The sequence below is a fragment of the Caenimonas sp. SL110 genome, assembly GCF_001044395.1.
Lineage (GTDB): Bacteria > Pseudomonadota > Gammaproteobacteria > Burkholderiales > Burkholderiaceae_C > Ramlibacter.
Map to the genome: position 1 here is coordinate 1 of NZ_JANU01000058.1, position 14486 is coordinate 14486.

Consider the following 14486-nt stretch of genomic DNA (forward strand, 5'->3'; position numbering starts at 1 on the left):
CCCTACCCTCTCCCGCGAGCGGGAGAGGGGGAAAATCGAAATACAAGTCCACAAACGAAATCAACCCACCCGACACCACCTCGACGCTGTACTCCCCGCCCATCGCCAGCAAATCCTTGCCATGCAGTTTCGTCTGCACGTCGCGCCGGCGAAGCAGCGTTGCGATTTCCTGCTCGATGTATTCCGGCTGGCCTTCTTCAACCACCAGCACTGCGCGCTTGCCCACGCAAAAGTCCGCCACCTGTTCGGGCACCAGCGGATAGGTCACGTTCAACACCAGGATGGGTATGTCGCTCGCGCCGAATGCATCGGCAAGCCCCAACTGCTGCAGGCTGCGAATCAACGCGTTGTAGATGCCGCCCTGAACAATGATGCCGAGGTCTTCGTGCTTTCCGGGCATGAGCTCGTTCAGGCCCTGCTCGGCGATGTATTTGCGCGCAGCCGGAATGCGCTGCTCGCCCTTGAGCTTCTCGTGGCGGAACGTCACGGGCGGATGCGCCAGGCGCATGTAGTCGAAGCCTGCGGGGTTTTCCATGAGCGCGCGGGTGGACACCGCCGGGCTCAGGTTGTCGCGCGCCTCGAAGCTGCCGCGCACATGGCAGGCGCGTATGCGCAGCTCCAGGATGCACGGCATGTTCGAGGTTTCGGACAGGCGAAATCCTTCTTCCACCATCCGCACCATCACCGGCAAATCGGGGCGCGGATCGAGCAGGCACATCGTCGACTTCAGCGCGTACGCGTGGGTGCGCTCCTGGATCACCGAGGCACCCTCGCCGTAATCCTCACCGACCACGATGAGCGCGCCGCCGGTGACGCCGGGCGACGAGAGGTTCGATAGTGCGTCCGATGCCACGTTGGTGCCGACGATCGACTTCCATGTCACCGCGCCGCGCAGCGGATAGTGGATGGATGCGCCGAGCATCGCCGCAGCAGAGGCTTCGTTGGCGCAGGCTTCGACGTGCACGCCCAACTCGTCCATGTAGGGCTTGGCCTGCACCATCACGTCGAGCAGGTGCGACACCGGAGCGCCCTGGTAGCCGCCTACGTAGGCAACGCCTGATTGCAGCAAGGCCTTGGTGATGGCCAGGATGCCTTCGCCATGAAAGGTATCGCCGTCTCCCAGGCGCAAGGACTCGATTTCGCTGCTGAATGAAACTTCCACGCGGGGTCTCCCGATTGCCGATTGATCGTCAAGCCGTTGAACAGCCTGGATCCCGGGTCAAGCCCGGGATGACATCCTCAAACGGTTGTCATGCCCGACTCAACCTGGACCGAGCCGGGTGACGCCCTCACATGGCTGTCATGCCGGACTCGATCCGGCATCCATGTCTTCGGGCAGCAGTGTCAGGCTTTGTTCCCCATCAATCAATACCATAAGACGACTAACTGACATGCATTCAATGCATGTATGAGGGTCAGGTCGGCAGTGGATCAGGATCCAGCGTGCGCCAGTTGCGGGTTGCAAGCGCCACCAGCACGATGCCGCCGGCCAGGGGAACCGCATAGAGCAGGATGTCTGCGGCCGAGCGGAGCGCTGGCATCGAATCGAGCTTGCCCAGGAAGCTGCGCCCGTACATCAGCAACAGCAGCGGTGACACCCACAGCGCCACGCGACGCCACAAGCCCGCTGCATCGCCCAGCACTTCGCGCCCGGCCAGCAGGAACAGCGCCGACGAGATGAACACCAGTGTGTAGAAGGTGGACACGATCGGCTGGCCGCGCCCGAGCAGTTCGTGATTGGCCCAGTACGGAATCCAGAGCAGGCACAAGATACCCAGCACCATCGAGGTCATGCGCGCGCGGCGCTCGGCCAGTGCATCGGTGAACAGGCCGGGCGGCCGCTTCATCGCAGGCAGCAGCAAGATGCACAAGGGACCCAGGATGGCATCGACCAGCAGCGTGACCGGGTAGCCCCAGGCCTCGACTGCAATGCCCTGCCAGCTCGCCGCAATCGCGATGGCCAGGTTCATCATCGCCATGTAGGCGGTGAACTGGGTGGCCGCGACGGCAGGGTTGGTCACGTCCATCATGATGGCCGAGCGCGTGCCGTACATCAGGCCCTGGAAGACCGAGTACCAGAGACTCGCGATCCACAAGATGGTGATCAGCTCGGGAATCGGCGCGCCGCCCGAGCGTGGCATCACGTAGCCGTATTGCTGCAGCTTCCACATCAGGTACAGGACCGGAAAGCTCATGCCCAGCAGATAGATGGCGAGCGTGCGGCGGCGTCCCCACCGGTCAGAGACCCAGCCGCCCGCGACCATGCAACCGGCCGAGATGATCATCGACCAGAGCGACAGGTCAGCGACCTGCTCGTCGGTCATGCCCATCTCCACCGCCAGGTTGGACTGCAGCGCCAGGCCCAGCGACATCGCACCGGCAGGCAGAAGCGCAAAGAACACGCCCCGAAATGCGCCACTCGTCCCCAAAAAGGAGCGAAACGATTGCACCGCGAACGTTTTCATTTCTGCACCGGCTGCCCGCCATGCACCGGCTGCCGCCCTGGCCGGAGGTGCCAGCCCTGCAACCATTGCTTCTTTCATCGGCAAGACGATGAACGCGGTGACCGCCAGCAGCGCGCAGGCCACAAAGATGAAAGTGGACTGGAAGCTGAATCCGTACTTGCCCATGAGGTAGAGCACACCGCTGCCGCCTATGGCCTGGCCGACGGAGGCACCGGCAAACATCAGGCCGTTGGCAAGCCCGCGTTCGTCCTCGCTGAGTGTGTTGACGGCCAGCGAGTCGATCGCCACGTCCTGGATCGCGCCGAAGGTGTTGTGCACCAGCAGGATCACGGTGAAGATGCCCAGCCCCGTGGGCAGGTCCACCGGAATGAGCGCCAGCAAGGTGAGCACCATGACGATCTGCGTGAACAGGATCCAGCCGCGCCGATGACCGAAACGCTCTGAACGGAACACGTCCACCAGAGGCCCGAACGCCCACTTGAAAGCCCACGGCAAATAAAACGAGGCGACGAATGCGCCTATCTCCGCAGGGCCTACACCTTGACGCCGAAGTTGCGTCGCGACCGCGGTTGCCGCAAAGCCAAGGGGAATACCCTCGGTCATGTAGAGACTGAAAAAAGCGACGAGCCGGCCGCGCCGGGTCGCAAGCAGGTTCGGAAGTTGCATGGGGGCATCCTAACGCGGGCAGACGCGCGGCAACCGCTGAAACCCCGCTTGCCGTGTCTGCCGACCCTCAAGTACTATGGTTTGCAGGGGCCCCCCCGGTTTTCTTAAAGCAGGAGATTTCGAGATGCAAGAAAAAGAGATTCGCGACCTGGTCGAAGATGTTCGTGACGGTCGCCTTGCGCGCCGAAGCTTTATCCAGCGCATGGTCTCGGTGGGCCTCACGGCGCCGATGGCTTCGATGATGCTCATGCATTACGGCGTGGCGCAGGCCCAGCCGATTCCTGTCTACAAGCCGACCAAGCGCGGCGGCGGCGGCGCCCTCAAGGTGTTGTGGTGGCAGGGCACGACGCTCCTGCAGCCGCATTTCGCCAACGGCACCAAGGACCAGGAAGGCTCGCGCATCTTCTATGAACCGCTGGCCTCCTGGGACAGCGAAGGCAATCTCATCCCGGTTCTCGCAGCCGAAGTGCCCACGCGCGAGAACGGCGGCTTGTCTGCCGACGGCCGCTCGGTCACCTGGAAACTCAAGCGCGGCGTGACCTGGCACGATGGCCAGCCGTTCACCGCCGACGACTGCGTCTTCACATGGGAATACGCCAAGGACCCGGCCACTGCCGCAGTCACCACCGGCGTCTACAAGGATGTGCAGGTCGTCAAGGTCGATTCGCACACCGTGCGCGTGACCTTCGCCAAGGCCTCGCCTTTCTGGGCCACGGCATTCGTTGCCGCAGAGGGCATGATCATTCCCAAGCACCTGTTCGCCCCGTATGCCGGCGCGAAGTCGCGCGAGGCGCCCAACAACCTCAAGCCGGTGGGCACCGGACCCTACAAGTTCGTGGACTTCAAGCCGGGCGACATGGTGCGCGGCGCGATCAACACCAACTATCACATGGCCAACAAGCCCTTCTTCGACACGATCGAAATGAAGGGCGGCGGCGATCCCACATCGGCTGCGCGCGCCGTGCTGCAGACGGGTGAATACGACTACGCCTGGAACTTGCAGGTCGAAGACGAAGTGCTCAAGCGGATGGAAGAAGGCGGCAAGGGCCGGGTGCACATCGTGCCCAGCGGTGACATCGAGTTCATCATGCTCAGCCTCACCGACCCCTGGACCGAGGTCGAGGGCGAACGCTCCAGCCTCAAGAGCAAGCACTTTGCGTTCAGCGAACCTGCGGTGCGCGAAGCCATGTCGTTGTTGGCCGACCGCCAGGCGATACAGCAATTCATCTATGGCCGCACCGGCGTCGCAACCGCGAACTTCCTGAACAACCCGCCCAAGTACCGCTCGCCCAACACGAAGATCGAGTTCAACATCGACAAGGCCAACGCCCTGCTCGAAGCAGCGGGCTGGAAGAAGGGCTCGGACGGCGTCCGCGAAAAGGGCGGCAAGAAGATGAAGTTCGTCTACCAGACGTCCGTCAACAGCCTGCGCCAGAAGGAGCAGGCGGTGGTCAAGCAGGCCGCGCAAAAGGCCGGCATCGACCTCGAACTCAAATCAGTCACCGCCTCGGTGTTCTTCTCGTCGGACGTTGCCAACCCCGACACCTACGGCAAGTTCTGGTGCGACATGCAGATGTACACCACCACCCAGACCCAGCCCGACCCCGAGCGCTTCATGGACCAGTACCGCTCGCACGAGGCATCGACCAAGGCCAACAAATGGCAGGGCCGCAATATCTCGCGTTGGCGCAGCGAGGAGTACGACAAGCTCTTTGCCCAGTCCGAGGGCGAGCTCGATCCGGCCAAGCGGACGGCCATGTTCATTCGCATGAACGACATGGTGGTCAAGGACAACGCCATCATTCCGCTGATCAGCCGTCCGCGGGTGCGCGGCGCCAACCTGAAGCTGGTCACCCAGCTGTCGGGCTGGGACCTGGACTTCTCGCAGTTGCAAAACTGGTTCCGCGAAGCCTGAGCGTTTACCCGTTCGCACCGGGCTTGCCTGCCCCCGTGATGGGGGGCCGGGCTTCTTGCGATTGGCTAACAAGAATTCATGGGTAATTACCTCTTCCGGCGAATCCTGATCGCGCTTCCCAGCCTGCTGGGCATCAGCGTGGTGCTCTTCACTGTGCTCGCGCTGGCGCCCGGCGACCCGTTCGCGGAGATGGCGCTCAACCCCAACGTGCCGCCCGAAGTGCAGGCCAACCTGCGCAAGCAGTTCGGCCTGGACGATCCGATCTGGCAGCGCTACTTCCGCTGGCTCTGGGCGATGGTGCAGGGCGACTGGGGTTTTTCTTTCATCAGCCGCGTCAACGTCGACCAGCTGATCTGGCAGCGCGTGCCCGTCACGCTTGCCGTGATCGGCGCGTCGCAGGTGCTCGCGCTGCTGGTGGCGCTGCCGGTGGGCATCTATTCGGCCATGCGTCCGTACTCGATGTTCGACCGCATCGCCAGCGCCCTGGCCTTCGTCGGCTTTTCGCTGCCGACCTTCTTCACCGGCCTGCTGATGATCCTGCTGTTCTCGATCAAGCTCGACTGGCTGCCCTTCGTGTACCGCGCCGACATTGCAGCCACCGGCTGGCAATGGTGGTGGGAGCACATCCGCCAGGCGCTGATGCCTGTCATGGTGCTGGGCCTGTTCCAGGGGGCGAGCTGGACGCGCTATGTGCGCTCGGCGATGCTGGACGTGATTCGCCTGGACCACGTGACCACCGCGCGCAGCAAGGGCCTGTCCGAGTGGGACATCGTGATGAAGCACGTCGTTCGCAATGCGCTGATTCCGGTGGTGACGCTGGTGTTCCTGCAGATGCCCGCGATCTTCGGCGGTGCCATCGTGACCGAGCAGATTTTTCGCATACCGGGCATAGGCTCGCTGCTGATCGACGCGATCCTGCGCAACGACACGCCGGTGATCATGGGTGTGACGTTCGTGTTTTCGTGCCTTGTGATTCTCTTTAACCTGATTGCTGACTTGCTCTATGGCTGGCTCGACCCCCGCATCAGCTACCGCTAGCAGCACCACCCCATCGGGTGGTGATGTTCGCGGACGGCGTGTCTCGCTGGTAGCGGACGCATGGCGGCGCTTCAAGCGCCACAAGCTGGCGCTCGCCAGTCTTTTCATCCTGGGCTTCATGGTGCTGCTGGTGGTCTTCGGGCCCCTCGTGTGGAAGGTCGCGATCAACGAGATCGACTTTTCGGCGCGTCTCAAAGGGCCGATGCCATCGCACCCGTTCGGCACCGACGACCTGGGCCAGGACATCTTTGCGCGCATGCTCTACGGCGGGCGCATTTCGCTGGCGGTGGGACTTGCCGCGATGGGCATGGCCATCCTGGTAGGCGTGACGATAGGGGCGATTGCGGGCATCTCGCGCGGTCCGATCGACACCGCGCTCATGTGGCTCACGGACCTGTTCCTGTCGCTGCCGCAACTGCCGCTGCTGCTGCTGCTGATCTATCTCTTTCGCGATGCCTTAAAAGGCGCTTTCGGCCCGGAGGTGGGCGTCTTCATGCTCATCGTGCTGGTGATAGGCGGCTTTCGCTGGATGCCGGTGGCGCGCCTGGTTCGGGCCCAATTTTTCTCGCTGCGGGAAAAGGAATTTGTCGAAGCTGCGCGGGCGCTGGGCGCGAGCACATCGCGCCAGGTGGTGCGTCACATCCTGCCCAATGCGCTGGGGCCTGTGATCGTCGCGGGCACCATCGACGTGGCGGCGGCCATCATTGCCGAGTCGACACTGTCGTTCCTGGGACTGGGTTTTCCGCCGGACATCCCAACCTGGGGACGCATCCTGTTTGACAGCAAGGAATACCTGGACATCGCGCCGTATTGGGCGATGTTCCCGGGCGCGGCGATTTTTCTCACCGTGCTGGCCATCAACTTCATCGGCGACGGGCTGCGCGATGCGCTCGACCCGCGGGATGTCCACTAGTTACCCAATGCCACTGCTAGAAATCAAGGGTCTCAAGACCCACTTCAAGACCGAAGACGGCTGGCTGCATGCGGTCGATGGCGTGGACATCAGCGTCGAGCGCGGCGAGACGGTTTGCGTGGTCGGTGAGTCCGGTTGCGGCAAGACCGTGACGGCGATGACGGTGCTCAAGCTGATCCCCATGCCACCCGGAAAGATCGTGGAGGGCCAGGTGCTGTGGCAGGGCCGCGACCTGGTGCCGCTCGACTCCAACGCCATGCGCCGTGTGCGAGCCAAAGAAATCGCCATTGTTTTCCAGGAGCCGATGACCTCGCTCAACCCGGTCTACACGGTGGGCGACCAGATCGCGGAAGTGGTGCGCGAACACGGCGGGTTCAGCCGCAAGTCGGCGATGGAACACGCGGTTGAAATGCTCAAGCTGGTGCACATTCCGCAGCCCGAGCGGCGCATCCATGACTATCCGCACCAGTTCTCCGGCGGCATGCGCCAGCGCGTGATGATCGCGATGGCGCTGTCGTGCAATCCGCAATTGCTGATCGCCGACGAGCCGACCACAGCGCTCGACGTCACCATACAGGCGCAGATTCTCGACCTGCTCAACGAATTGAAAGAGCGCCTGGGCATGTCGATCATGCTCATCACGCACGCGATGGGCGTGGTGGCTGAAATGGCGCAGCGCGTCGTCGTGATGTACGCGGGCAAGGTCGTCGAAGAGGCGAGCGCGGCAGAGCTGTTCGCGCGGCCTCGCCATCCCTACACGCAGGGCCTCATCCGCTCGATCCCGCGCATCGACCGTGCAGCCATGCACCGCACGCGGCTGGAATCGATTGCCGGCAGTGTGCCCAAGCTGATCGATCCGCCGCAAGGCTGCCGGTTTGCGCCTCGCTGCAAGCACGCGATACCCGCGTGTGTGGCCGCAACGCCGCCGCTGCGCGAACTGGAGAGCGGGCACAAGGTGGCGTGCATTCGCGCCGAGGAAATCGCTGCGCAGGTTTTTGCGGAGGTGGTCGCATGACCGAGCCCCTCCTGAGAGTCAAAGACCTGGTCAAGCACTTCCCCGTCAAGGGCGGATTGTTCCAGCGGCAGGTGGACAAGGTCCATGCGGTCGATGGCGTGAGCTTCGAGATCGCAGCCGGAGAAACGCTGGGCGTGGTGGGTGAGTCGGGCTGCGGCAAGAGCACGACGGGCCGCTGCATCCTGCGCCTGATCGAGCCGACCTCGGGCGAGGTGTGGTTCGAGGGCAAGGATGTGACCGCGATGGGCAAGGACGAGTTGCGATCGCTCGCCCGCGACATGCAGATCATCTTCCAGGACCCCTACGCATCGCTCAACCCGCGCATGACGGTGGGTTCCATCATTGGCGAGGCGCTCACCATCCACAAGCTGCACCAGGGCCCGGGTGAGTACCGCGACCGCATCGCGCAGCTGCTCACGCTGGTGGGCCTGAGCCCCGACCACATGCGCCGCTATCCGCACGAGTTCTCGGGCGGGCAGCGCCAGCGCATCGGCATCGCGCGCGCGCTGGCCGTCAATCCGAAGCTGGTGGTGTGCGACGAGCCGGTGTCCGCGCTCGACGTGTCGGTGCAGGCGCAGGTGATCAATCTGCTGGAAGACCTGCAAGAGCAGCTGCAGCTGACCTACATGTTCATTGCGCACGACCTGTCGGTGGTCGAGCATTTCAGTGACCGCGTGGCCGTGATGTACCTGGGCAAGGTGGCCGAGATTGCACCGTCGCGTGACCTGTACGCCAACCCGATGCATCCGTACACCGAGGCGCTGCTGTCGGCTGTGCCGATTCCCGATCCGTCGGTGCGGCGTGAGCGCATCCGCCTGCAGGGCGATGTGCCCAGCCCGATCAATCCGCCGACCGGTTGCCGTTTTCACACGCGCTGCCCGATCGCGAAGCATCCCCTGTGCAGCAGCGAAGTCCCGCCGCTGGAAGAAAAAGAACCGGGCCACTGGGTGGCCTGTCACCTGCGCGGCTGAACGATGCTGACGCGCGGCAATGCAAAAAAACAAGAGAGCCCCGCATGAACGTCACTGAAATGCTTGTTGCGCAGGACTGGGCCGCATTGAGCCGGCACTTCGCTGCGACACCGCCCGTCACCGCGCATGACTTCCATGCCCGTGCGGTGCTGGCGGTGAGCCAGCAAGGCGCGCGAGCCGACTGGCCCGCTGTACTGGGCGATATGGCGCAGGCCTGTGAACTTGCGCCCGGCGATGGCATCTTGCGCGCCAACTTCGCGCAGGCCCTGCTGGACAGCGGCCAGGCCGAGAAGGCGTGCGAGCAGGCGCGCCGCGCGGTGCAACTCGCGCCGCAGGCCTATGCCCCGCTTGAAAAGCTGGCCGCTGCATCGGCTGCTGCGCACCATTGGGACGAGGCACGTGAAGCCGTCTTGCGCGCGGCCATGGTGCTGCAGGGCAAGCGGCCCATGCCTGCGGCTGCCGCGCGGCTCATGCTGCAACTGCAGCCGCGCTGGTGGCGGCCCCTTGCCGCAGCGGGCCTGGTGCTGCGCCGACCGCAAGCGTCCGACGCAGCGTTTGTGGAGACCCTGTTTGGCGACGCGGATTACATGCGCCGCTTTCACCGCTTCCAGCGCTCGGGGCCGCAAGCGGTGCAGCGCTTCATCGAGATCGCGCAGCAGTCGCCGCACGAATCGCGGCGGCTGGACTGGATCGTCCTGGGACGGGACGCAAAGCCTGTCGGCCTGGCTGGCCTGGTCGATATCGACTGGACCAATCGTGTGGGTGAGTTCCTGATCGGCTTTCCCGGTGAGCCGCCCGCCATGACTGCGTTGCAGGCCAGCGTGGCGGTCATTGATTGCGCATTCACGCGGCTGGGCCTGGCCAAGCTGGTGAGTCATGTCTATGCCGACAATCCGCAGGCGCAGGCGAACACATTGCATCTGGGCTTCCAGCAGGAAGGGCTGCTGCGCAGTCATGTGGCAACGGGTGACACCCGCGTCGATCTGTTTGCCAATGGCATGCTCGCGCAGGACTATTTGGGCAATGAGCGCCTGCGCAAGCTGGCCGAACGCTGGCAGGTGAATCCGAAGGCCGCCTGAGTTGGCGCAGCTGTTTTGATGCAGCTCAAGGACATCGACCTGAACTTGCTGCGTCTGTTCGACGCGGTATACCGCGTACGCAGCGTCAGCCGCGCGGCGCAACTGCTGGACATGACGCAGCCGGCGGCCAGCCAGGGCCTGGCGCGGCTGCGCGCCCTGGTTCACGACCCGCTGTTCGTGCGCTCGCCGGGAGGCGTACAGCCCACCCCCAAGGCCGCGCGCCTGGCCGAGCCGGTGCGGCAGGCGCTGGCGATGATGGCGCAGGCATTGGGAGACAGCGCGGGGTTCGATCCGGCGCACTCGAACCGCACGTTCCGCATCCACATGAGCGACATCGGCGAAGGCCGGTTCCTGCCCGAGATGATGTCAGCGCTGCGCGAGCAGGCACCGGGCGTGCGCATCGAAACACTGCCGGTCCCGCGAAGCGCGATCAATGACGCACTGGACAACGGCAGCATCGACCTGGCCTTTGGCTTCTTGCCGATGGTCAAGGACACGCAAAGGGTGCAACTGCTCAAGGACCGCTACGTGGTGCTGCTGCGCAAAGGCCATCCGTTCACCCGCAAGCGCCGTACCGGCAAGGCGCTGCTGGAGTCGCTGCGAGAACTGGAGTTCGTCGCGGTGCGCTCCCATGCCGACACCTTGCGCATCGTGCAGGAACTTAACCTGGAAGATCGCTTGCGCCTGGTGACCGAGCACTTCATGGTGCTGCCCTCCATCGTCAGGGGATGCGACCTGGCTGCCGTCATGCCGCGCAACATCGCGCTGGGTTTTGAAGGCGGCTACTCCATCATCGAACCGGCTTTTCCCAAGCGCGATTTCACCGTGTCGCTGCACTGGAGCAAGCGCTTCGAGGCGGAGGCGGGCAACCGGTGGTTGCGCGAGGTGGTGCTGGCGATTTTTCGGACACCGGCCTCGCCCTGAGTTGGCGCACTAAAGTTCTCTCCCTGCTGCGTTTCGCAACAATTGGTTGCTTTGTGTAACGAACGGATCAGAATGGGCCCCGCCTGAACAAACCACAACAAGGGGCATCCCATGGCCTGGACCACAAGCATCTCCAACGTCACGCTGAGAAATCTTGCGGACCTGTATCTGGTAGACGGTGTCTTCAGCTTCACCGAAATACGCCATGTGATCGGTTCGACCATCAACGGTGACGGGCTGACCGCCACCGAATTCAGCGACCTCAAATTGATCTACGACAACAGCGCATCGCTCTCGCTGTTCTCCAATGCCTACGTCGGGGCGATCTCGTACAACCTGATCTACGGCAACGCTGCCAATGCGAAGTGGACTGCCGGTGTCACGACGACGGCAAGCGTCGTTGCAGTGGGCAACCTGGTTGCGGGCTCGTCCGAGGCCAACGTCGGCAAGCTCCTGAGCGAGTGGTTCGGCGGCGGCGACCTGCCCATGCCCATCGCTGGCGGCGATTCGGCGACCGGCAAGGCTTCCACCAACACGTTCAGCTATGCAACTGCAACCGGCACGCTGTTCGTGGGCGGCGCCACCGCCAACGATGTGCGGCAGGGATCGGTAGGCGACTGCTACTACGTGGCGACACTCGGCTCGGTGGCCAATGCCAATTCGGCCTACCTCACCAACATGTTCACCGACAACGGCGATGGCACGTATGGCGTGAAGTTCTTCTACAACGGCAAGGCGGTGTACACCACGGTGAACATGAAGCTGCCGGTGAACGCGTCCAACACGCTGGGTTTCAGCGGCAGCGGCGACAAGACGCTTTCCAGTGAAATGTGGGTACCGCTGGCCGAGAAGGCCTATGCCCAGATCAACCAGCAGTTCGCGACCAACGAAGGCGCGGCCTGGACCGGCGAGAACTCCTACCAGGCCATCGAAGGCGGGCTCGCGCAGCCGATCAAGCAGCTCACCAACCTCAATTACAAGTACTACTCCAGCGCGTACTCTTCCATCAACGACGGCTTCGACTCGGGCACGCTGTTTTCGACCAATCCGGCCACCTACAAGCAGACCATCATCGATGCGCTCAACGGCGGTGCGATCGGATGGCTGGCAAGCTGGGGCACGTCGTTTGGCACCAACGGCAACAAGGAACTGGTCGCCGGTCACGCCTACATGCTGCTGGGCTACAACGCCGTGACCGACAAGTTCATCATCCGCAACCCCTGGGGCGACGGCGGCGGCGGCTACAACGCGCAGTTCGAAGCGTCGATCGAAACCTTCTGGAACTCGTCGGTCAAGGGCCTGGTGGCGTTGTCCGATTCGGCCATCGCCGATCCTGTCTACAACTACACGCTCGCCTCCAATGCGGCGTCCAGCGGGGCTGCGGCAACCGAAGGAACCGAGATCACTTTCACCATCACCCGCAGTGCGAGCGGCACGGTCTCGACGGTGTACTTCAGCACCGCAGCCGGCACCGCATCGGCCGGGTCCGATTACGCGTCGTCGGTCCAGCAGTCCGTGACCTTCGGCGCCAATGAAACCGTCAAGACGGTCAAGGTCACCACGCTGGTCGATACCTTGACCGAAGGTGCGGAGTCGTTCTCGGGAAAGATCATCAAGAACCTGGGCGATACCGTCGCGGCTGCAACGACGACGGCCTTCATCAAGGACGCAGCGGTGGTGGCCTACACCTACACGCTGACCAACAACGCCAATTCGACCGGGGCTGCGGTGGCCGAAGGCGGCGAGGTCACGGTCGCTATCAGTCGCAGCGGCAGTGGCACGGCGTCCACCATTTACCTGTCCACGCGCGACGGCACGGCAGTTGCCAGCGACTACGCGGGCTTCGGCAAGATAGCGGTGCAGTTCGCGGCCTACGAAACCAACAAGACGGTGACGATCAAGGCGATCACCGATGTGCAGACCGAAACGGTCGAGTCGTTCAATATCGACCTCTTCGCCAACCCGGGCGACACCAGCTACACCGCAACCACCGCCGCTTTCATCAAGGATACGGTTGCGGCCAACTTCAGCTACACGGTGACGTCGAACGCATCGAGCGCAGGTTCTGCGGTCGGTGAGGGCGACAGCGTCACGTTCACCATCACGCGTACCGGTACCGGCGCGGCCACCACCATCTATGCGTCCACCGGCGCGGGCTCGGCTTCGGCTGCGGACTTCCAGCCACTGACCAAGCAGCAGATCGACTTCGCTGCCAACCAGACGGTGGCAACGATCACCGTGGCGACCAGCGGCGACATGTGGCTGGAGAACCCCGAGTATTTCCGCCTCGACCTGTTCAAGAACAGCGCAGACACGGCGGCGTTTGCCTATGGCAGCGCCTGGATCAAGGACACACCTTTCGATCCGTACAACTACTCGATCTCATCGGGCTCGGCGACGGCAGAAACTGCGATGGCCGAGGGCGGCAAGGTCACGTTCACCATCACCCGCAGTTCGAGCGGCACCGAATCAACGGTGTATGTCAGCACGACGCCCGGCACGGCCGATGGCAGCGACATCGCCTTGCTGACCAAGCAGGCGGTCACCTTCGCCGCTTACGAGACGGTCAAGACGATCACGGTGCAGACGAATGTCGATAGCGCCACCGAAAGCCCCGAATATTTCTACCTGGACCTCTTCAAGAACCAGGCCGATACGTCCTACACCACCTACGCAGACGGGTATGTGAAGGATGCGCCGGTCGTCCCCGTGTACAACTACACGCTTGCGTCGAACGCCGCAACCCTTGACGCGGCAGCGACAGAGGGCGGCAACATCACGTTCACCATCACGCGCAGCGCGAGCGGCACGGCGTCCACCGTGTATGTCAGCACGACGGCTGGAACAGCGACCGGCGGCGACTACGTGGCGCTGAACAAGAGCCCGGTGAGTTTCGCGGCGTATGAAACCGTCAAGACGGTGACGGTGCCGATCAACCTGGACGGACAGACCGAAGGCGCAGAGTACTTCTGGCTGGACCTCTACAAGAACGTTGCGGATACCGAGTACACCACCTACGCCACCGGCAACATCAAGGACGCCGTTGTCCAGACGTTCAACTACACGGTGACATCGAGCGCCGCCACCAATGCGACGGCGGCGGCCGAGGGAACCAGCCTCACCTTCACGATCACGCGCAGCGCCACCGGTGCGGCATCCACGGTTTACGTCACGACCACGGCGGGCAGCGCGGACGGCAGTGACTACTCGGCGCTCAACAAGAGCCCGGTGACCTTCTCAGCCTATGAGACGACCAAGACGGTGACGGTGCCGCTGTATGCCGACTCATCGACCGAGTCGATCGAGTATTTCTGGCTGGACCTGTACAAGAACGCCGCCGATACGTCCTACACCACCTATGCCAGCGCCTACGTCAAGGATGCGGCCGTCGCCAGCTACGACTACACGGTGGTCTCGAACGCGGCGAGCTCGGGCACGGCGGTGACCGAAGGCGGCAATGTCACCTTCACCATCACGCGCAGCGGCTCGGGCAGCGCATC

The 14486-nt window shown here is 63.4% G+C and carries 9 protein-coding genes and 1 pseudogene; 8 read left to right on the forward strand and 2 right to left on the reverse strand.

Going from position 1 to position 14486, the window contains the following annotated elements; translation table 11 throughout:
- A pseudogene (locus AQ12_RS19750) lies at positions 1 to 1162 on the reverse strand (indolepyruvate ferredoxin oxidoreductase); the annotation flags it as partial.
- A gap of 253 nt (positions 1163 to 1415) precedes the next feature.
- Positions 1416 to 3131, reverse strand: a complete 1716-nt coding sequence (locus AQ12_RS19755; RefSeq protein ID WP_048441690.1) for an MFS transporter — start codon at positions 3129 to 3131, stop codon at positions 1416 to 1418.
- Positions 3132 to 3255: 124 nt separating this feature from the next.
- Between AQ12_RS19755 and AQ12_RS19760 the strand changes: the two genes are divergently transcribed.
- The 8 genes from AQ12_RS19760 to AQ12_RS19795 form a co-directional block, all read left to right on the forward strand.
- Positions 3256 to 5046: a peptide ABC transporter substrate-binding protein gene (locus tag AQ12_RS19760; protein ID WP_048441691.1), complete on the forward strand. Its 1791-nt coding sequence runs from the start codon at positions 3256 to 3258 to the stop codon at positions 5044 to 5046.
- Positions 5047 to 5124: 78 nt separating this feature from the next.
- The gene (locus tag AQ12_RS19765) at positions 5125 to 6084 is read left to right on the forward strand and encodes an ABC transporter permease (protein ID WP_048441692.1); all 960 of its coding nucleotides are present in this window, start codon (positions 5125 to 5127) and stop codon (positions 6082 to 6084) included.
- A complete protein-coding gene (locus tag AQ12_RS19770; RefSeq protein ID WP_048441693.1) occupies positions 6050 to 6997 on the forward strand; it encodes an ABC transporter permease in 948 nt (315 codons plus the stop codon). Before AQ12_RS19765 ends, AQ12_RS19770 begins: the two co-directional genes overlap by 35 nt.
- 7 nt (positions 6998 to 7004) lie before the next feature.
- On the forward strand, positions 7005 to 8012 hold the full coding sequence (locus tag AQ12_RS19775) for an ABC transporter ATP-binding protein (protein ID WP_202967523.1): 1008 nt from the start codon (positions 7005 to 7007) through the stop codon (positions 8010 to 8012).
- The gene (locus AQ12_RS19780; RefSeq protein WP_048441694.1) at positions 8009 to 8983 is read left to right on the forward strand and encodes an ABC transporter ATP-binding protein; all 975 of its coding nucleotides are present in this window, start codon (positions 8009 to 8011) and stop codon (positions 8981 to 8983) included. The genes AQ12_RS19775 and AQ12_RS19780 overlap by 4 nt, the downstream gene beginning before the upstream one ends.
- Positions 8984 to 9027: 44 nt before the next feature.
- A complete protein-coding gene (locus tag AQ12_RS19785; RefSeq protein ID WP_048441695.1) occupies positions 9028 to 10062 on the forward strand; it encodes a GNAT family N-acetyltransferase in 1035 nt (344 codons plus the stop codon).
- 18 nt (positions 10063 to 10080) lie between these two features.
- Positions 10081 to 10986, forward strand: coding sequence for a LysR family transcriptional regulator (locus AQ12_RS19790; RefSeq protein ID WP_048441696.1), 906 nt, complete (start codon positions 10081 to 10083; stop codon positions 10984 to 10986).
- Positions 10987 to 11097: 111 nt separating this feature from the next.
- Positions 11098 to 14486, forward strand: a 3389-nt coding sequence (locus tag AQ12_RS19795) for a Calx-beta domain-containing protein (RefSeq protein ID WP_048441697.1), incomplete at its 3' end; no start/stop codon positions are given.